The organism is Nostoc sp. CALU 546 (assembly GCF_048836525.1).
In genome coordinates, this window is sequence record NZ_JAWJTF010000140.1 from 1 (window position 1) to 20,421 (window position 20,421).

The 20,421-nt window shown below is 40.7% G+C and carries 13 protein-coding genes and 2 pseudogenes; 7 read left to right on the forward strand and 8 right to left on the reverse strand.

The genetic code is table 11. The features are described 5' to 3' along the window. Window positions 1-234 precede the first annotated feature (234 nt). Entirely contained in the window at window positions 235-1,380 is a 1,146-nt protein-coding gene (locus tag RRG12_RS38560; RefSeq protein ID WP_420759152.1) for an ISH3 family transposase, read from the reverse strand. A 146-nt stretch (window positions 1,381-1,526) separates the two neighbouring features. Between RRG12_RS38560 and RRG12_RS38565 the strand changes: the two genes are divergently transcribed. After that, a complete protein-coding gene (locus tag RRG12_RS38565; protein WP_420762840.1) occupies window positions 1,527-1,913 on the forward strand; it encodes a hypothetical protein in 387 nt (128 codons plus the stop codon). Window positions 1,914-2,234: 321 nt separating this feature from the next. On the opposite strand, the gene RRG12_RS38570 is transcribed toward RRG12_RS38565, so the two are convergent. Continuing rightward, the gene (locus RRG12_RS38570; protein WP_420762841.1) at window positions 2,235-2,363 is read right to left on the reverse strand and encodes a hypothetical protein; all 129 of its coding nucleotides are present in this window, start codon (window positions 2,361-2,363) and stop codon (window positions 2,235-2,237) included. A gap of 10 nt (window positions 2,364-2,373) precedes the next feature. Here RRG12_RS38570 and RRG12_RS38575 point away from each other — a divergent pair, with 10 nt between their 5' ends. The 3 genes and pseudogenes from RRG12_RS38575 to RRG12_RS38585 form a co-directional block, all read left to right on the forward strand. Next, window positions 2,374-2,562 carry a hypothetical protein gene (locus RRG12_RS38575; RefSeq protein WP_420762842.1) on the forward strand — a complete coding sequence of 63 codons (189 nt, stop codon included), beginning with the start codon at window positions 2,374-2,376 and terminating at the stop codon, window positions 2,560-2,562. A 181-nt stretch (window positions 2,563-2,743) separates the two neighbouring features. Beyond that, window positions 2,744-3,205, forward strand: a complete 462-nt coding sequence (locus tag RRG12_RS38580; protein ID WP_069074890.1) for a hypothetical protein — start codon at window positions 2,744-2,746, stop codon at window positions 3,203-3,205. A 195-nt stretch (window positions 3,206-3,400) separates the two neighbouring features. Beyond that, window positions 3,401-3,457, forward strand: a pseudogene (locus tag RRG12_RS38585) (DUF1993 family protein); the annotation flags it as partial. Between the two features lie 15 nt (window positions 3,458-3,472). On the opposite strand, the gene RRG12_RS38590 reads toward RRG12_RS38585, so the two are convergent. After that, window positions 3,473-4,012 carry a hypothetical protein gene (locus RRG12_RS38590; RefSeq protein WP_420762847.1) on the reverse strand — a complete coding sequence of 180 codons (540 nt, stop codon included), beginning with the start codon at window positions 4,010-4,012 and terminating at the stop codon, window positions 3,473-3,475. A 984-nt stretch (window positions 4,013-4,996) separates the two neighbouring features. On the opposite strand from RRG12_RS38590, the gene RRG12_RS38595 reads away from it, so the two are divergent. Beyond that, window positions 4,997-6,199 carry a DUF7453 family protein gene (locus RRG12_RS38595; protein ID WP_069071728.1) on the forward strand — a complete coding sequence of 401 codons (1,203 nt, stop codon included), beginning with the start codon at window positions 4,997-4,999 and terminating at the stop codon, window positions 6,197-6,199. Between the two features lie 427 nt (window positions 6,200-6,626). On the opposite strand, the gene RRG12_RS38600 is transcribed toward RRG12_RS38595, so the two are convergent. Both RRG12_RS38600 and RRG12_RS38605 read right to left on the reverse strand, forming a co-directional pair. After that, window positions 6,627-7,439, reverse strand: a complete 813-nt coding sequence (locus tag RRG12_RS38600; protein ID WP_256091060.1) for a tetratricopeptide repeat protein — start codon at window positions 7,437-7,439, stop codon at window positions 6,627-6,629. Between the two features lie 30 nt (window positions 7,440-7,469). Continuing rightward, window positions 7,470-12,269: a hypothetical protein gene (locus tag RRG12_RS38605; protein WP_420762843.1), complete on the reverse strand. Its 4,800-nt coding sequence runs from the start codon at window positions 12,267-12,269 to the stop codon at window positions 7,470-7,472. 38 nt (window positions 12,270-12,307) lie between these two features. Here RRG12_RS38605 and RRG12_RS38610 point away from each other — a divergent pair, with 38 nt between their 5' ends. Then, on the forward strand, window positions 12,308-12,838 hold the full coding sequence (locus RRG12_RS38610; protein WP_420762844.1) for a hypothetical protein: 531 nt from the start codon (window positions 12,308-12,310) through the stop codon (window positions 12,836-12,838). A 318-nt stretch (window positions 12,839-13,156) separates the two neighbouring features. Here the strand turns inward: RRG12_RS38610 and RRG12_RS38615 are convergent, their stop codons facing one another. Both RRG12_RS38615 and RRG12_RS38620 read right to left on the reverse strand, forming a co-directional pair. Further along, window positions 13,157-14,104, reverse strand: coding sequence for an IS5 family transposase (locus RRG12_RS38615; protein ID WP_420758163.1), 948 nt, complete (start codon window positions 14,102-14,104; stop codon window positions 13,157-13,159). A 72-nt stretch (window positions 14,105-14,176) separates the two neighbouring features. Then, window positions 14,177-14,563, reverse strand: a pseudogene (locus tag RRG12_RS38620) (DUF4277 domain-containing protein); the annotation flags it as partial. 637 nt (window positions 14,564-15,200) lie between these two features. On the opposite strand from RRG12_RS38620, the gene RRG12_RS38625 reads away from it, so the two are divergent. Then, window positions 15,201-16,130, forward strand: a complete 930-nt coding sequence (locus RRG12_RS38625) for a tyrosine-type recombinase/integrase (RefSeq protein WP_420762845.1) — start codon at window positions 15,201-15,203, stop codon at window positions 16,128-16,130. A 121-nt stretch (window positions 16,131-16,251) separates the two neighbouring features. Here the strand turns inward: RRG12_RS38625 and RRG12_RS38630 are convergent, their stop codons facing one another. Next, entirely contained in the window at window positions 16,252-19,809 is a 3,558-nt protein-coding gene (locus RRG12_RS38630) for a plasmid replication protein, CyRepA1 family (protein ID WP_420762846.1), read from the reverse strand. Window positions 19,810-20,421: the final 612 nt, after the last annotated feature.

Below are 20,421 nucleotides of genomic sequence, written 5' to 3' on the forward strand. Positions count from 1 at the left end.
TCCGAGAGTCACGAGGAAACTACTCATACAAACGAATAAATTAAACGATACACTCAGAAAGATTTCTTGAGTCAGGATTAATGGCAAGCAGTAATCTCAGTAAATCGCAAAGTTTTTTCCAAGAGAGCGATCGCCAATATTTTGTAACTTGAGATACATTTTCTGCGAAACTATCTTAACCCGTAGGCTGGGATAAATTACTTTTACTTATAGTTAAGCAACTTTTAACGATTGCTAACCCGATGGAATATAAATACCTTTAACACTTCCATATTTGCGCTCAACAACTTGACGTAGAAAAGCTAACATTTGTTTAAGACAGAAAAGGTTACGATAAATTAATCGCCTACCCTTTCGTTTTCGACTAATCTTAAACCAAAGAAGATAAACCCAAATATTGACTAACACAAAAGAAATACCAACATATAATAATCTCAATACGGGCTTCTTATTATTTGTTCTGATTCGACATAGATTTTTTAATCTATAACTGCTTTCAATTCCAAATCTTTTTCGATAATCTTGATGAATGTAAGATAGGTTTATTTTCGACTTATAAACAACATAAGCAAAGTATTCAATACCATGTTGTTTTCTTGTCCCTTTTTTGTATTTGCAGATAATCCATAAGCTAAAGGTAACATTATTATCTTTCTCTTCACCCATTGTGTAAGTAGTTTTATAACTACTTCTGCCTTTAAGAAATTGATTTACACCACCCTTTTTTCCTCTTCTAATCGCTGGCATTATAAAGGGAATATCCAAGGCTTGCAACCACCTGATTACAGCGATACTAAAAAATCCTCTATCCAAATACAGTGTTTTTACATTTACTTTAATAGTCTCAAGTTCAGCTAATAAGTAGGTGATAATGGCAACATTTGTATCTAACCAACGTACTCCTCTAATCGCCAGTGTAATCCGTTTCCCCTTGGTTAATATATATAAAGTTGCATAGGCATAAAAAGAACAAGTTCCTGACTTAGCCTGACTTCTATAAATATAAGGGTCTTCATCACTATCAGGTTTCCCATAGTAAGGAATTAAATTTAAATCAATGGCAATTTTATGATATGCATTTTTAATACGATGAGGAATTCTACTTTTGAGAGCTAAATTGATTTGATTTTCTAGCTGCTCAAAATTATTGATTTTATCTAAGTGATACCTGATATCGCTACCACATGGACTACTATTTAAAACTTTTGTTGTATTCTCAATACTATCTCCACTACTTGCTGCTCTCACTAATATTTCAAATAGAGTTTTCTGATCGCAAACTCCTTGGGTCTCAATAGAAATATTTTCACTTAAACAATCCAGAACTTCGTCAAGGGTTTCTGAATCAGTTAGTGCAAGCTGTTTTGGTAAAGTCGTCAATGGTCATTATTTGGGTGGATGTACATTCTTGATAATTTCAGTTTTTGAACCTCTTTTATTGAATATAAGTTTTAATTATAAAATAGGTATTATTTAGAACTAACTTCTACTGAGTGTCTACTTAGCGATCGCTCTTTAGCAAAACTTTGCGATTTACTGAATCTGAGACAAAACCTAAAATATCTACTGCTGAATTACTGACACTTCCAGATGAGACACAAACTCAAGGAATCGCTGAATCAGTGGAAAATGCTCTAGATAGTGACGAAATCTTAAATTCACTCAAAACCTTACTTAGCACTTTAGAAAAGCTACAAAAAGTCCGCCTTGAAGCTGGTGATATTAAACTTGTGATTGAGCAGATGCTTGATGGCGAAATCGTCAGAGGTGAAGAAATTGAAAAAGCCAAAACTGGTGCCAGCACGCTTAATCGCCTAGTTCGTGCTTATAGTGACCACCAAGCTGCACTATTTAAATCACAACCTGCTCGTACTTTACTTGATCTTGTACTCAACTCCAATCCAGCTAATTAAAACTCGCTTTCATTTGTTTGTAAAAGATACAATCAAACCATCATTCACTTTTTTAAACTCGAAAACTGAGTTTTCAATTTAAAAAGCCCTGTAAAAACCCAGGGCTCTGTTTTATATTGCAGTTTATTAAATGCCAGCTTAAAATCTTTGCCAGCGCTTTTTATACACATAATTATCGCTCAATCGCTTGGGTAAAAATAGCGCAGAACTACCCAATTTCTACCCATCTTACCTGGGTATTCCCTTAATAATTTATTTAGACTTGCACACACCTTTACCGAGAAATCACTTATCAACAAATTTTGCAGCTGCCTTACAGCTTCAGCCGAACAAGCCCTTATAACCTGCTTTGAATATACCGTAACGCTCGCAGGCGTTTGTTTCCAGGCTTTTTGTCAAGAATTTACCGCGATCGCACCCTGTAACATCTGCATAACATTCACATTTCATCCTTAACTCTGTGCCATCTCGGTATTATCGGCTGAATACTGATGATCTCGTGTTTGCTCAGAACTTACTTGATTATCGGCAGAGGCAACGGGAGGAAGGGGCGATTGCGCTTCATCAGTTGCCGCAACGACTGAAAAACATTACTCCCATTCGACCGAGAGCTAATCTGTCTCTGTCAGTAAAGCTGATGGTGAGCTAATAAAGAACAGATTGGGCACTAGCAAGTTGCTCTACTTTCAGTGTATTTCTGGAAAATAGATTGTGCCGTATGTAGTCTAAGATAAATATCAATTTAGCTCCTCTGGTTGGTAATCATTAATCACTTTGTCAAAAAATTCATAATTTTTCTTGATAACAGTTGAATATTCAAAGGAAAAGTAATGCTCAATATAGATTTAGAACAACTTCTTTACACGGTACAAATAGATTTCCAAACAGAGATTACTAAGATTGTTGAACAAGTTTTTAGCAACATTGAGTTTCAGTTATCTGCTCGAAAAATCGGTAAGGTTCATGCAGCTTTAGTTGTACCGCAAATGTATTTGAAATCATTAAATAAAGACTCTCAAAATATTTTTGACACTAATTTAGCTATTACTTTTAAAAGTAAAAACCGCGCTGTCGGAAATTTTCAAGTAAATTATTTACCTAAAATAAATATCTTAACTATATCTGGGTATTACAAAGATGGCACCGCTTATCTGTGTTATTCTCCAGCGATGAATCCCGATTGGTACAATGGCAAAGGTTATAAAATAGCTCGTCCTGATTGTATTGGAGAAAAGTTTGAGTTGTTAGCGAACAAGTTTTATCCATTTTTTGAAGAATGTTTTGCAGTTTAATTCTAATTAAACCCATTGTCAGGATGGCTATAGAGCGACAGATTGTTGTCACAAATCTAAATCCTTCTGCATTGCATATTCTTGCACATTTATACAACTTTATGCCAACAACCATAAAAGTTAGACTTTTTTACAGTCAAGCTTACAAGCAAGAAGAACTTAATTGATAATTTGTCGTTACAGTCAAATAATCTGTTGCTCTATACAAACTTTTATTTTCATGTCAAAACAGCGTATGACATTCTTAGGCATTTTTCATATTATTCTTCAATCTTCCTCACCTTTATATTCCTCTTCATCCTCCTCATATTCATAATCAGCATAGTCTTTCCCGTGTTTTTCGTACCACAGGCGTTCTTCCTCTTGAGCCGCCTCTCGCTGTATCCTTTTCCGTTCTGCCATCTCTGCTTCTAGGCGTTCTTGCGCTAATTTCTCCTTCTCAAACCTTTCTCTTAAGAGCCTTTCTCGCTCTTGGGTTTCTTGCTCTACCCTCTCCCTCTCAAGTCTGATTAATCGCTGCTCAACTCGTCCACAGTAAAAATCTAATGCTTTACCCGTCGCGGCTCCGGTAACTGTACCACCCAGTAGAAAGATGAGTCCGGTTTTCCAGCCTTCAATCGGGCCACCACTCCATTGCAAACTTTTTTGGTTAAACCATACCAGCACAGAAAAGACAGAAATTCCAACTACTGTATTGATCAGCGCAAAAATTCTTGGTGTCATCTCAGTCTGGCGCAGGATCAGCCACTGCCCCAGCCAGAGTATTGCACCAAAACAATTCGCAATTCGCAATTCGCAATTAAACATTAGGCATAATTTCGCTTGCTCTGAATATTAATATTAACTGTTTTATTTTTCCTAATTGAAATTAGGAGCTTGTACCAAAAATGAATAAATTTCCAATTTCTTCCATAATTGCGAACTGCGAATTGCGAATTGCGAATTGCGAATTGCTAATATGATCTGGATATCTGAACGGATCTAGTATCATGTTAATGATCAATTGGCACAAATATCAGCAGACAGAGCAAAAAGCCAATTAATAAGCCCACAACGCTTATCAGGCTCCAGTAGCGACCAAGATAACCGAGGCGGAATTCTAGTATCCACTCTTGTACGGGAAGCATTGTAATGTAAAACACGATCCCTGCACTGACTTAAATCTTGCATTGGCAGTTGTTTTACCTTTATATTTAGCGTATTTGGCATAACCGTGCCAAAACGGGCAAGAAAGATACTAACCTAAAACCAATCGAAGCGATTATTACTGAAAGGTTTCTCAGTACACACGATCGCTTGGGCGGTAATAACATCGCGCTCTGGAAAAGGATTTGCCTTTTTACTGGTTGTTGCGTGTCAGAAGCACTAACCTGGGTTAAGGGTCGATGTCAATGAGCAGAACACGATGACCCAATTGTACTTTTGTGGTAGTCCAGGTCTTGGGTAAGCGTGGTTTTAACAACACTTCCCGCCTGATTAAAAATTACGATGATTCGGCATCCGCACGCATTGTATTCTAACTGAGCAACATGGTTTCCTTCCAGTACCTCTAGCGTGACTTTGCAGCAGCCCTTCAGCGAACGCGATTTCCTTAGCCTTCTGTAGCAGTAGTTTAGATAAACCTCTACTACAGTAGGGTAAAGCAACAATGACATCGTGAATATTAAGTAATGGCTTGCACGCAAAGGTAGAAAATTCTTCTAATTAGACAACAAGCACTGCGGATTCGGCATTGACGTAAGATGAGATAATTATGCAGTCAACAGGATAATGTAATAAAGTGAGATTGCCATGAATACTTACCCAAGGTTTTTAACTGCTATAGCCAGTATATTTCTCAGTCTAATAGCCATAGAAGTTAAATCGGTATATGCAGGCACATTTACTTTTACAAAAATTGCCGAAGCTGACAACAAAAACTTTTTTGATGTTGGAGGTGGCCCTATAAATGATAATAGCACGGTAGCTTTTGGTGCCATCACACCTTCAGGTGCAGGTATCTTCACTGGCAACGGTGGAGCAATTAGCCCGGTTGTCGGCCCCGATCCACGATACGCTATTAACGGTGTAGCAATTAACAACAGTGGTACGGTAGCCTTCGCAAATATTGCTAGTGAACCTCAAGAAGGTCTTTTTATAAGTAACGGTGAGACAGTTATAACTGTTGCTACACCAAGCGATGGTTTGTTTACTACAAATTTATCAGCCAATGCATTTAATAACAATAATACATTAGTTTTCACGCTTTTTAATGGCTTCGACAGCCCTGTAATTGTTACTGGTAGTGGTGGTTCTTTAACCACTGTTGTAGACACTAGTGGGCAATTTAGGTTTTTCGACCAACCTCCTGCAATTAACGACAATAATGTAGTGGCTTTTACAGCTTCGTTAAAAGATGGAGGGCAAGGCGTGTTCACCATTCAAAATGGGTTAATTACTACTATCGCTGATGATACTAGTCTTTTCTCTGGTGGATTTTTTGAGACTTCTATTAATAACAGAAACGATGTTATATTTGAGGGTCGTTTAGACAATGGGGAAGACGGAATCTTTATAGGCAACGGTGAAAAAATTACCACTGTTGCCAATACCAGTAGCTCTTTTAGTAGCTTTTCTAGACCCCAAATTAATGACAATAATCAAGTAGCTTTTAATGCAACTTTAGAGAATGGGGCAGCAAATGCTTTTGCTGATGGCATCTTTACAGGTTCAGACCCGATTGCAGATAAGGTAATTGGCATAGGTGACTCTCTTTTGGACGGTACTGTAACCAATCTTTTTTTTAATGGGGGTCTCAATAATTTAGGTCAAATTTCATTCTTTGCTACGATTACAGATAGTAATAATATTTCGAGAAATGTTGTTTTCCGTGCCGATCCAGTCTCGACATCAGTTCCTGAATCGACTTCTATATTGGGTTTACTAGCTCTAGGCACTTTAGGTACAGGTCTAGCCCTTAAAAGCAATCTCAAACAACAAATAACAACAAAATAAACAGCTTTTGGCTCTCCAAAAACTAAAAGCACTCGTCCGTTGCAAAGCTCCACGAAAACCCAGTAGACCACGTAAGCAGCCCACTTAACATCCACTCTTCTGAACAATTGGGATCGAAGAATAAGCTTTTAAGTCCACAAGAATTAGTAAGTTTTGTGCTTAATAAGCGGGTATTCATTTCAAGCACCGTCAAATTTAACTGCTGTGATTCAGATTATTGGATGAAATTTGTAGCCACTTGACAAAAGTGGCTACTTTTACGATTTGACCGAGAAGATTACAGATTGAAGATCGCAGATTGCTTTATTGTTTGTTTTTGGTACAAGCCCAGCATATTGTGGGCGGAATAAATCTAAAATCGTCAATCTCAAATCCTCAAGCTGCATCCCTTGTGGGTGCAGTCAATCTCAAATCTACAATCGGCAATCTACAATTGTTTGCTTATCCTACTTCCAACCCCAAACAAATCTTTGTAAACTTCATGATCCCGAAAAAGCTCCATAATCAAACTTCGAGTAAAAGCACAACAAATCATATTCCCTCGCGCCTCATACAAACCAAAAGCTTTAAATAAATCTTTTTTAGCGCCCTCAATATTGCCCAGATGGAATCTGACTGTCCCTCGTCCACAGTATGCTTCTGCACAATCAGCATCTAGAGATAATACTTTTTCTAAATCAAAGAGGGATTTTTCTAATTCCCCAGATAAAAAACAAATATTCGCCCTATTTATATAAGCTGATAAACAGTTTGGGTCAAGTGAAATTACTTGATTGTAATCTAAGATAGCTGCTGGATTATCACCAGTTAGATTTTTATACGTATCAGCCCGATTTAAATAAGCTTGGACTAAATTTGGATTCAGGGCGATGGCTTTAGTGTAATCTTCAATCACCTTGGGGAATTCTGATTTATGACAGATTTTTGATCGAGCTAGTCCCCGATTATTATAAGCTTCAGCAAAGTTAGGATTCATTGCTAATGCGTTATCAAAAAGTTGAATCGCACCTTCATATTTTTCGATTTGAAACTGAATCATTCCTATAGTATTGTGAACTTCCGCAAAATTAGGATAGAAATAAAGTGCATTTCTGAAGCACTCCATTACTCCAGATAAGTTTCCTGATTTGAGATGTTCTAATCCTTTTTCATACCACAGTTGCCCTTGTTCTACATCAATCTCTTCCATTAATTTCACCACATATTTTCTATTGTGATTTATAATTGCTGAAATATTCATCAACTCGGATCTTTGACCGACTAAGTTAATTTATCTGTGTATTTCTAGTCCTTGACTTTTATTTTGCGCTAAAATTTTATCTATCTGACTATTCGCATCCTCAAAAGTTTGCAATATCTGTGGAGTTAGTTTATTAGTCTGCACCTGACCCGATTGCAAGTTTAAAATTACCTCTCCATTTTTCTGCGAAATAGTTAAATCCCTCTGCTGGGTATTGAAAGCCAAGTCATAAATCTTTCCTTGGACTTGAGTACCATTTTCATCAGACTTACCCCAGACCATGCCAATCCTTTGAGCAATTTGAGTCAGCCGACTGATGACTTCAAGCTCAAACATATCTTGATTCATTACTGTCAACGCTTGAGCTGATAATTGCTCACCAGCTTTAAACCCATAAGCCACTTCTACAATGCGTTTTTTGTAATTTTCCGGCTTCCCTAACTTATCTGCGGCATTATACCAATTTCTCAAGTCATCAATAGTGAGTGTCGGGAGCTTCTCTACACTTAGAGGTTCGGTTTTCACACCATTACTAATGTCTGGTGTAGAAGGAGTAGTGGAGAGTAATAGAGTTGATTGGTTAGGTGGGGATTGTGCTGTTTGTTCTGGTGGTTTCAAAAACTGCGGTCGTGTGGCGAGGGAATTAACCCTTTGTTGATACTCACTATCCGTTTCAATCACAGCCCCAAATTTCTTGGCCATGCTCTCTAAAGTTTTGACATGGATGGAGCTATCAACCAAGTTAAATACCGCTAGACCTTTTTTAGTTTCCCTTATAACATCTTCTGTTGGGGCAAGCGAGAATTTAACATTTTGAGCAGTTAACCATTTAGTTACAGTATCAGCTTTCTGGTTGTCAACAGCCAAGCCCATGACTCCAAGTTTTTTGTTTGATTGGGTAGAAAATAAGAAAGTAGGGCGCTCTTTAATATGATGTAGAATATTCGCACTACTCTCAATCATCTCTTGTTGTTCAGAATTAACTGATTGAGTCCCAAAAGCCTGAAATTCCTTCGTCCAAATAGTAGGATATTCAACGGTCTTAGGGTCAATTTGAGCGCAAATCACAGAGAAATTACTTTGAATAATAGCGTCGGCGTGTGTAAGTTTTCCGGTTTTGAGCAATCCAAGTTGTCTGAGCGCGTCTTTGTCTTTTTTGAAGTGCAATACTCCCAAAGGTTCACCATTCAAAAATACAGCATCTCTAGTTTTAGAAGCTGAGGTTTCGATAGTCAGTTTTCGGTAATCTTGCTCATTGAATGTCTGACCAGAAAAATCATAAAAGTTAATTTTATTAATTTTGAGAAGATTCCCATTGGGAGATTCACCCAGAACAAAAGCTTGATCTCCAGTTTCGGAGATAGAAGTAAGTTTTAACTTTAGAGGATTACCATTTTTCAGGTAATCAATTTGTTTTAACTGTTGGACAGAATCACTGTCTAACTCCCCCAGAGTTTTGCCATCAAGTTTGATTTTCACTGTTTTGTCAGCCATCGGCACAGTGCCAAATTCTAAGTTGACCGATTCGGCGTTAAAAACAAGTCCTGCATAAGAGAAGTTCTTGAGTTCACGGATAGTAATTTCAACCGGCTCGTTTCCTGGTAGTCCAATAGTTGCTGATGCTGTGGCAGGTTCTACCCCAACCATACAAGAGAGCGCTTTCGTTCCAATGGGAAGCTGTGCGGTTCTGGTTTCGAGCATGGCGAATTCCTTATATTCGCCGTCACTATCCTGGACAAACATTAGCCTGGAAACATGGCGCTCATGTCCGACTGGGTGGTGACTAGCTCTAATTTCTATCGGGTGTTTTTCGGTGGGATTCCAGTCTCGACCCAAAAATTGATTCGCTTCATTATTCAGTGTGACTAACTTCGGTTCAGTAAATTGCAATTTATCTAAGCGAGAGATAATCTCATTGGGGAAAGCAGCGAAGGCGAAATTAGAAACTTTTTTAGCGATCGCTTGGGGGTTTGCGTTTTCTTTTCTTGCAACTTCAAGTTCATCTTGGCGGGATGCACAGATATTCCAAGCGGCGGCGGCGGATGCAAGTTTTTCTGACTCTGGGATCTTCGCATAAAATGCGAGAGCCGCCTCTTGTGCCTTGTCGAAAAGTAATTTAGTTTGGCTTCTGGTAAGTTCTGGTTTTAGTTCTAGGAGTTTAGCTCCCTGCATGGTCATTCCCGCCTTGAGGTTGTGGTCAGTCGCAGATTGTTGGCTAACTGTCCCCAGGTTGCGGTAAGCAGGTTTTCCATTTTCCCCAACCTCGTCATCTATCTGTGCAACTGCTAATAATTTATGGGGGCGTTCACTGTTTGTGAATTTAATCTCATCTAGGCGAATGTTCAACGTCTGGGCTTTCCAGATTAAGGGATGCCCGTAACGGGTGAGATTGGTAATTTCGAGTTGCGTTCCTGAATCCGTTTGAACAACTGCGCTAGGCCCAGACTCTGTTTCTCGCCGCCTTGAGGCACGAACCGCAGCGTTGAACTTCAGATCAAACTCGTATTTGGCGGCGATCGCTGCAAATTTCTGCTGTGGTGTAAATTCTACCCCTTTGAACAAGTCTTTAAACTGGACTATGGAACGCGATTCTAACCGTGATTCTTGGAAATATTTATTGGTTTGGCTAATCAATAATTCTACTGGTGAGTAGCCCTTTGGTGTTATCCCTGTGCTTAAATAAACTAACGAAGATTTCTTATCTTTAATATAATTAACATCACGATACAAGTAGCGGCTGTTTTCCCGGATTTTATCCATCTCCGGTTTTTTAGCACTTTTGAATAAATCAACCGCTATTTGGTTTTGATAACATCCCTCACCAATCATTTCCCGGTACATCAGGCGGTTAATTTCCATTGCTTTCTGGATCATTTCGGGAGTTCTTTGAGAATGAGCAATTTCAACAACCCCTTGCATATAAGGCTTGTATTCTTCTCGAATTAACTTTGGATCTTTCTGGCGTTCTTGCTCAAACAGGGTTTCGTAATGGTTAGAAACTTGGTCTAGATAATTTGATTTCTGCTCAAAAGTACCGTAAGTCTTTAGTACCTCAATTTCTGATTCTAATGCTTCCAGTGCTGTCACTTGATTGTTGATTATGCCCACGCTGATGCTATCACTCATGTGGATAGCGATTTTTTCAAATGGGGGCTGGCTTCCATTTTCCAAATAAAATGATTGTTTTTTGAGCTTAACCGTGGGCGAATAGGCGTTTTGGGGAAGATTTCTTCGCTCTGCCTCTGCTGTCAGATTAGGGTATAAGCCGGCTTTTGCCACACCAATACAGTCACCATCGTAGTCTCGTGCTTGGCGTTCTGATTCGGTTTCGAGGGGATTAACTTCGTTGTGTTCAATGCCTTGAGTTTCTAGCGCCTCAATCCTAGCAAGTATACGTTTGTGGTCTTCATCGTTGACTACAATTATTCCTTGCAATGGTTCACCATCTGGAGCTAAACGGTCTAAAACATGTTTATTGGTAGATACACACAACCCATTAGAGTTGAGAAAGGGAGAACGAAAGTTTAATACTTTTTCCTTTTCATCCATCCAAGAGACACAAATTTCACCATTTGTTAGTTCTTTGGATGGGATAATCATTCCTCGATCAAATGTTAAAGTTCTCCCAAGTGCTATATCTCTCCACTCACTTTGGACAAATTTACTCAGTTCTTGTTTGACTTTTTCAGTTTCTAAAAGCTGATTATGTCCCCCAACTAAATCAGCTTTTATGAGTTTATACATTAACAAATCATCTTTTGGAGATTCATTATTTTCATCAGTTGCCTCATATTCTCCATTAGCATCATTCGATGTCACTAGTTCTAATTGTTTAGCTAATGAGCCATCAGCAGAGGCAAGAGTAATTTGTTTTTTTAAAGATGCTTTTTGTGACTCGGTGAAAGCCTTACGTTTTTCGTATCTCTCACAGTAAAGTTGTGCAACAATCCTTGGGTCATCCTGATTTTCGGCTAGCTTTTGAGCCTGTGCCTCTAGCTCCTCAGCGAAATCTTTGATCCCTTGGGGAAATGATGCCAACAGTTGGGATATAGCTGTCTGGCCCCGCTCTGACTGAGACTTCTCACCTAACCAGACTTTTTGTTGATATAGCCCTGGTTGAATTTGGGGTTTACTAGCACCATTGGGATTATCTTTGTCTGTACCTTTAAAACTGGATATGGGAATGATTAAGTCGATTTTGGGTGTATTCTCTTGCCAAGACAACTCTTCTAGTTTAAATGGTCGTAGAGTTCCTTTCCCAAAACGGTATTTAGTATCTTCTCCATCGCCTTCTCTCCAACCAAAGCGATGCTGAATCACTCGATAACTTTTATCTTCATGTTCTTTTTTTTTAGTTAATTTAACATAAGCTTCATTTGAAATCTGTCCATAGCAGTCTCCTACTAATTTAAAAGCATCTTGGTCTTTAATAAAGCCTCCATTTTCTCCCGTATTATCATCTACAACTAAAATGTTTAACCGTTCATTAATTGAATTTTTACAAGCACCTAAAAAAATTGAACCGTAAGCACCTCTATCTTTTCTATCAGGGCATAATTTCTCAATTACTTCTAAGCATTCTGGAGAACCATACAGAAGCCTGGTTTTAGAAGATAATAAAATAATATGTCCCTCTGGGTGATTTTGTAAATCTTCTGGCTTACTATATTCATCAATATGTCCAAAAGAAAATTCTTTATTTGGAAAGTATGATTCTAATAAAGTATTGTCTATTTTCTCAGTTAAAATTGAATCAGGGTTCTTCTTGTCTCCGTCATCATGAATCCATTGATTTAACCTTGTATCAAAGTGTTTAAATTCTAGAGCCATACATTTATTTAAATTTGGAAAAATTCTTGGGGGTAAATATGTCAAGATTAAAACGCTGGTTAAATATGAACCAAGAAAAAGTCAGTGGAGATGGTTCTTTAAAACCAGAGTATCTTCAGCAGTTAATTGCTGATAATATGCGTCCTGAAATGATCGATAAACACGCTCAAATCTTGAAGAATAGGTATCTTGAGTTAGAACATCTAGATGAAACCGACCCAGAGCTAAGTCCAGTCTACACGGCATACGATTTCTTCACCCCAACAGAGAAAACACAGTTCAACCCTGACGGTTCTCTTAAACAGGAGTACTTTGAATCTGAGCTTAAAAAGGGTACAAACCTTGGGTGGCTAGAAGAAATGGAACGACGCAAGAAAATCGAGGTTGATGATTACAACAAAGTATCTGCTAAACACGCAGAACAGGGTATTAATTTTGGTGCATGGCAGATGAGGGGAAGGATTGAAGATAGTAGAACATACGTCCAACGTCGGCAGCAGATGGAGCAAGACCTGCGTAACTTTGAGCCGGAAGACAGTTTGCCTTTCGATAAGGACACAGTATATTAGGCGGGAGCGATGCCGAGTGAGTGACAATATAAGCTGAAAGCATTATCAAACAACGCTCTCACCTTTTTAATGGCATCCTTTTACATCTGCAATTGCTCCCCTTGCACTGAGCGTAGCCTCTCCAAGAGTTGTATTGCGACTGGGCGAAAAAGCGGATTGTTTGGTTAATTGGCTTGCTGTTCTATAGCTGGAGGGATTACCCCAGACGAGGGCACAACTGACTTGTTGGAAGCGGCGGCAAGGAACGCAAACATTCCTAAAATGGCTTTGTTGCATGAAACAGAAAAAAGGCACACCAACTCTTAGCAGAGTTAGTAATTATTTTTCCACTTTGTAGCTATCTGGCTTGCCTAACTGAATCATGCGATTAAGTGCAGCACATTGCAGAAATAACTCAACAGCTTGATTGTCAAAAAAGCGTCGTCTTAGCTTACCCCCAAAAATAATTTTTAGTCGAAACATAGCTGTTTCAGACAAAGAACGTCGATGATATCTACTTTCTTGCTTCCATTGCTGGCGACCAATTTGATGTATCCGACGCAAATTTTCATCTCTTTGATGTGGAGGCAGTTCAGAGTTATGAGGCTGTTGAATCTGAGCGTTACTGCGAGGTGGAATCACTGCTTTGGCTTGGCGTTGAGTGATTGTGTCGTAACTTTTGTTTGTGTCATAACCGCCATCACCAGATACTTGTTCAATATTGGAGTCAATCTGCTCCAACAAGTCGGGTAGTACCTCGCAATCAGCTACATCATTAGTAGTCACCACCGCAGCCAAAATCTCTCCGCTTCCTTGATCAACTCCCAGATGCAACTTCCGCCACGTCCGTCGTTTACCTACCCCATGTGTGCGAACTTTCCATTCTCCTTCACCATACACTTTTACCCCAGTTGAATCCACTACAACATGGATTGCGTCATCCTTTGGGATTACGGGCAGTTCCACCGATAAATTGCTCAAACGACGGCATAGGGTGGAGTGATCTGGTACCTTCAACTCAATTCCCATCAAGATAAACAGTGATTCTAGAAATCCTTCCGTCTGCCGCCCTGCTAAGTTAAATACCGATTGTACAGTTCCCATCGTAGCGATCGCCACGTCACTGTAATAGTTGGAGGCTCCTTTCCGTCCTGTTTTCTTTTCGTTGCGCCACTGTTCGATTACTTCTTCACTCACCCAGAAAGTCAGGCTCCCTCGCTGCTTGAGCGCCGCATCATATTCCTGCCAGTTACGGACTCTGTAGTTAGTTTTGGCTTTCGTCTTCATAGTCCAACTAAGAAACTAGGAGGGGATTAGTAGAGGTAGGAAGGAATAAGTAAAATTTACCATTTTTCTCTATTCATGCAACAACGCCATCTGCCTTCCTAATTTAATTTCTATTTCTTGTCTAGCAAGTGATTGCTTGCCTAATTCTTCTACTACCCTTCCCAATCTGTCATCACTGACATCTTTGTTTCCTATCGACCACCCCGTTGTCAATTCCAAAATCTTTCGATGTGTTTCTACCCATTCTTCGACTGCACATAACCGATGGTCTGATTGAGTGATTATATACGTTAGTAATAATACACTCAACTGCCCGTAGCTCATTCCTTGGTGGTTTCCGTGCGGCTTCTTCAGTTTTTGGTCGATATGTTTGGCTATCTCTATCTGAGCAAGCCATTCAACTATTAATGGAATATCGTCTATCCGCTCGGAGCTTATTTTTACTTCTGTCTCACTCATCGATGCACCACCACCTGACATCATTCTCTACTCAAACTACCCCCAAATCCACTCTCATCAGGGAGTTGCTTCAAAAATCCTCTTAATCATTACCCCTCAAGGAATTAATTCCTTTGACTGCCTTAAAATCAGCGAACGCACAGTAACAAGCGTGCCATTCATTACTGGTAAGTGCCTTGGCAATTCTTGAGAAACTACTTCTCTAGCTCCCGCTTGCGGTTCTAGAAAAAAGTGTCTTAAACACAAAGCAATCAAACCACTCTCAAAAAATAAACTAAAAATGACTCTATAGTTTTATGGCGTGATAGCGCTGAAAAAGCAGTACACTGCGGCGTAAATAAACTTTGGAGGACACTCTTTGACCTCTTATATCATTTATTAACTATAAAGTCATTTTTAGTTTATTTTTTTCACCCACTTTTAGGCTTTTCAAAATAAATACCCTGCTGAACAATTGCATAACAGTATTGTGTTTGTCACGCTCCTCAGTATTAGAGGTGTACTATACGCAAAAATCAAGAAATTTTCAGTCGCTTGAGAGTGAGTTGAAACGCCCATTTTAAAGGACAATAAAAATCAGACACTATAAAACCAGACGAAACTACTATTGTGTCTGATTATTAAGGGAGTAATAAAAATGACACTCTCTCTTGTCCACATAACAGCCCATAGAAAGGCGATCGCTTCCTTGCCAGTAGCGCAGGCGGAGGCGAAGTTGATTGCGCTGTGGTTGGAGGGAAAAGCGTCGTCTTCTATTCGGGCTTACCAGCGATACACTAGGCGATTTCTGGATTTTCTGGACAAGCCTCTCAAAAAAGTGACTTATGAAGACTTGGTAGAATACGCTAGTTCTTTTGGGGGCAATGCCGAAAGCACAAAGCGGATATACATAGCTTGTGCCAAAAGCTTGATTAGTTTCGCTCATAAAATTGGATATCTCCCTTTTAATGTGGGTATGGCACTAAAACTGGGTGAATTACCAGATGTAATCAACGAACGCTATTTAGACGAAGCTGATATTAAATTGTTGGTACGGGCAGCAAGTAAGCATTTAGCTGATGCGAAAACTCCCAAACGACAGTACACAGCCCTACGTAATTTGTTAATTATCAAACTCTTGTATCAAGCAGGGTTACGGGCAAGTGAAATCTGTGATCTGACTTGGGGAGATTTGACACCCCGTGGTGAGAGTGGTCAAGTGTACGTGCGAAAAGCCAAAGGCAGTAAAAATCGGACAATTCTCATCAAGCAGAAACTCTGGACGGAATTAATGGAGTTCAAAGCTTCGGCTCACTCCAATCAAGCAGTGTTTCCAAGTCAAAAAGGGGGACATTTAGACCGTCAAAACTTGCACCCGATTGTCAAAGCAATTGCACAAGAAGCTGGATTAAGCGAACTAGTTTCGGCTCACTGGTTACGTCATGCCCACGGTTCTCACGCCATTGAGCGCGGGACTAATCCAGTGCTGGTGAAAGAAACTTTGGGTCACGCCAATTTAGCCATCACCGATCGCTATCTCAAAGCTAGACCTAATGACAGTAGCGCTTTGAACTTGATGGATCTTTGATAATTACATAAACTCTAAAATTTAAACGAGTGAGAATGCAGCACAAATAAGAACCAGTGGCATCGATTGCTACTGGAAACTAAGCAGAAAAACTGCTTTCAAATGCCAAAGGGATTTTTCCCTAGCCAGCCCCCTCCATAGGCAACACTTCTTCACTTAGCAAGGCGTAAAATTCCGGGACTTGAGCCTCCACAAGTCGCAGTTCATTTGCCGCGATCGCTTCAAGTTCCAGCACCGTATCCCAGCGCAAATCCTCAACCCATCGCTTAAGGATGCCTTTAATCGCGTCAACCCCTTGCTTAATACCAGAGCGAAGTATTTCTACGCAGTGGAGTAGCGTAATGCGATCGGTCGGAGGCGACTCAAATTCTGTAGTATCCTCCCCTTGGCAATGGGAGTTCCCTATAGCATTAGGGGGGGGGGTGGATACGTCCTGCTGATTGGGGTTTACACTATATGCAGCAGGGGTTTTGGGGGCATAAGAGGTTCGATTTTCTTTTTGATTGCGCTTCGTTTCACGATGAGTAATTACATGCATTGCAAATTCTAATTCCTCTTTAGATAAAGAGAAAAGTTTCACCTGTTGACCCCGTTTACCCTGCTTGCGGAAGGTCAGCTTTAGCCCCAGCTGCTCTAGCATTGTGGCCAGCAACCAAATAGGTTTACAGTCACTGGGAATAGTAAACCCAAGAATTGCTTTGACGTGAGCAGCACAATGTATAGCAATCTCCGTCATCTTGAGTAAGGTGGAATCGTCGGCAGTAACTTCATCACCCTTCATTAAAGAAGTGAGAATTTGATGCAGCCCCAGGTTAAATCTAGCCAGCCACCGTGCGGAATAATTGCCCCAGTCGATGCACAAAGGGAGATTGTCGCGCTCGGTGCGGTCTTTTTGGGTGACAATTGTTGGTGGTGTAGGATAACTTTGCCCAGTTTTGGGGTCAGTAAACGATTCTTCGGGTGCGGCTAAAATGGCCTCAAGTCCAGCAATTGCTCTAATTAAGCGGCCGCCTTTATCCATTTCTACGAGTGATTCGGTTACTTCGATGCCGTAAGAATCAGAAATGCGGAATTTTTCGCATTCAAAAATTTCATTAGGGTCAAGGTAATCTTTGCTTTGACGGGCACGGTACTCGCTCAAAGTAATATTCTTGGCCTTGGCAACAGCCGAATTGTGGGCACTATCCAAAGCTTGTGCTGCTGCTTTTAGACTTTCAAGAGATTGAGGATCTGAATCACTGCCCACATATATAAATGTATTGCCCATTTCGGTGAGGAGCGATCGCAGATCATCGCGCAAATTATTTAGAGAATAGTGGCGGTTAGCCATAATTTGGCAGTAAGCCTCAAGCGCCCAATCTTTCTCTGCGCCCCGCTTGCCTGTTTGACGGTCAATCCGCAACAGAAAAGCGGTCATTTCATTGGTTTGGAGCAAGCGCTCTTTAATCTTGGATGCGTTTGTATCTTGGTAGCCAAAGGGAGGACGTGGGGCCACCCAAATATGAAAAGGGACTTTCGGACGGTAGCGGTACAGTTGTTGAGCGCACTCAGTAGCGGTTTGGGAAACGCCGTGAAACACACCAAATACTAAGTCAAAATGATACTCCGAAATATCGACACCAGTACCGAGACTGGGGGAGGTGAACAAGGCATCGAAGTTTTTGACGGCGTTGGTGATATCTTTGATGAAAGCGACATTCTCATCGCTGCCAGAATTGTCTGAATGAACCGACCAGATGCGCCATTTTTGTGGTGTATGGGATTTTTCGGAGCTAGATTCTTCGCACTTGATAGTAAAAGACTTGTCGAGTTTCTTGATGAAACGTTTGGAATCACTGGCAACCATAATTTTTTCTCCAAGCATCAGCGCTGCCGAGATTTGGGCGACTAAGGCGCTTGAATTATCTCCCTCGTACCAATAAATTGTGCGTGAACCGTTTCGCCACTGGTTTTTAATGATGTAAGGAATTTCCTCAGAGGGTCGCATGGAGCGGAAGAAATCCACGGTCAGGTCATCCATGTGTGCATCAGCGATGACGACCAGTGGCGCGTTGTATACTATATATTCCAGAACTTCAAGTATTGCTGCACGGTGCTGTTTGCAAGTATTACTGTGTAGTAGGTGGGTGAGGTATTGGCAGGCTTCATCTATAAATATGCAGCCGTAGGTGAGAGACTGAGTATTCAGTTTATGTAAGCTGTCAATAGTAATACTAAGGGCTTGGGCCTGGGCTAAACCTGTGTAACCCAAGTCGGAGTACATGGCAGTTTTGAGTCGTTCGGCAAGATTTTTCAACAAGTTAACCCGATGTCCATTGTTGAGGAATCTGGCATCAGGATTTTGGTCACGCCACCAGCGCATAAGTTCAGTTTTGCCTGTACCCATGTCGCTCCACAGTACGACTAATCCTTTTTCTGGAAAACGGAAAGATTTTTTCGGGGCAGAGGGGAAAGAGGCAGGGGGAGCAGGGGAGGAAAAAGAATTAAATAATAATTCTTCTGCTCCAGAAGCTTCAGCTTCACCTCTCCCTCTGCTCCTCGACCTCTCTTCTTCTCCCCCTGCTCCTCCTGCCTCCCCTGCTCCCCCTGCTTCAGAAGCTCCTGCAACAAAGGGAGTAAACAATTTTTCTTCTGCCAGATCATAAAGTGGCGGGACAGATGAACATTTTTCTGCTAAGTCAGGGATGCAGAGTGCTTGAGTCAAATATTTAATATTGACTGTGACATCCGGTTTGTACTTACTTAGTCCCCATTTTTTAGCCCGATACGAGCGCTGGTAATCTTTGAGTGATTTAGCATCATCGATGATTGCGGTCAGTAGAGCGTTAGCATCTTCACCGCGACCAACCACGAAATCATCAACGCCTTTTTCTGGCCCCGGCAGTAATGCAACTTCACAAAAGCAACCTGCCGATTCGATTGCTTTTGCAGTGCGAACAGTGGCTTGAAACACCGACCACCTGGTTTTAGCTTTTGTTTCGTAGTCAAAAAGAATTATGAACTTGCGCCCCGCCTGAGTCATTGGTACTAAGTCAGGATGCAACCGTTCATCAAAATCCTGTTTGCCCACGCGCCCGTTCCAGATTCCAGGGAGTGCGATCGCTACAAACCCTAAAGAGAGCAAGCAGGCCGCTTTCTTCTCACCCTCGCATAAGATAATCGGAATCTCTGGATGTTGCCGAACCCACTCCCAAAATATTAGTGGATTGAGTTGATCCAGCAAGCGCAATGCTAAAAGCGAATGATAGCGCTTAATTAAATAACGCTTTGCAACTCTGTCCCAGATAGGGTTAGCGACATCAAAGTAGGTAACGCGGTTGGGGGTTTTGGGGGGTGATTCGTACTTAACTGGCTTGCCTTTTTCCCAATCAATGCGAGGGAAGTTCGGCTTAATCCGCCCCCACTCCATTGGTTGCCAGTTTTTAAAGGGGTCAAGTGACTGAATCCACGTCCCACCTAGTAATAGGTGCTGATACATTTTTATGTATCCATCTGTTACCCGACCCGCATTCTTACGTGAGATTTTATCAGATATGAACAGGAAATCATAAACTGATTCTCCCTCTACATGGAAAAAGTTGCGCTCAATCAACGCCGGATGAATGGCGCTACCAGCTAACAACTCATGGTGTTCCGCTGCCGTGAGATTGTTTGGATATTCAGTTATCGCGCTATTCATCGGCTCTCCCCTTGGAATTCCTTGAAGAGAGGTGTGTCTAATCTCAAAGTAATATTGGTACTGAAACTTTTCCCACTCGCCAACGCCACAGCAGAAAGTTGCTGTGCGTAGACGCTCCTGCGGCAAGTCTTAGATAACGCACCATCCGACCCCATACGCTCTACTACTGCGCTCTTGGGGCATTCTCTATTTATCACAATATTTTCCCCTGATAACTTGGTTTACAAGTTCAGAGGGGGTTACATCACTTAACAGCCAACAGTTGACAGTTATCAAGGACTGTAAATTCCAACTGATAACTGGTAACAGGTAACTGTTATTCGCGCTACTACATCTTTTAACTACAAAATTCGCAATTTTTCTTCATCAAATCTAACTTTACAAAAACTTATGAATTTCGACAGCCAAAATAGACCACAAGGAATGGACTTTCCAAGCGGCAGATCCTATAATGGATCTGGTAGCGCGGATTATACTCTCGGTCAAATTTAGTAGTCGTCTTGGTCGCCAAACTTCAACGACAACTTATTTTGTTCCTTCGAGATCAACCCCGCTCTAAATCGATATGAAATTTAAAGCACGCACAAAGCGCTACTCCTTAGTGGCGCTTTG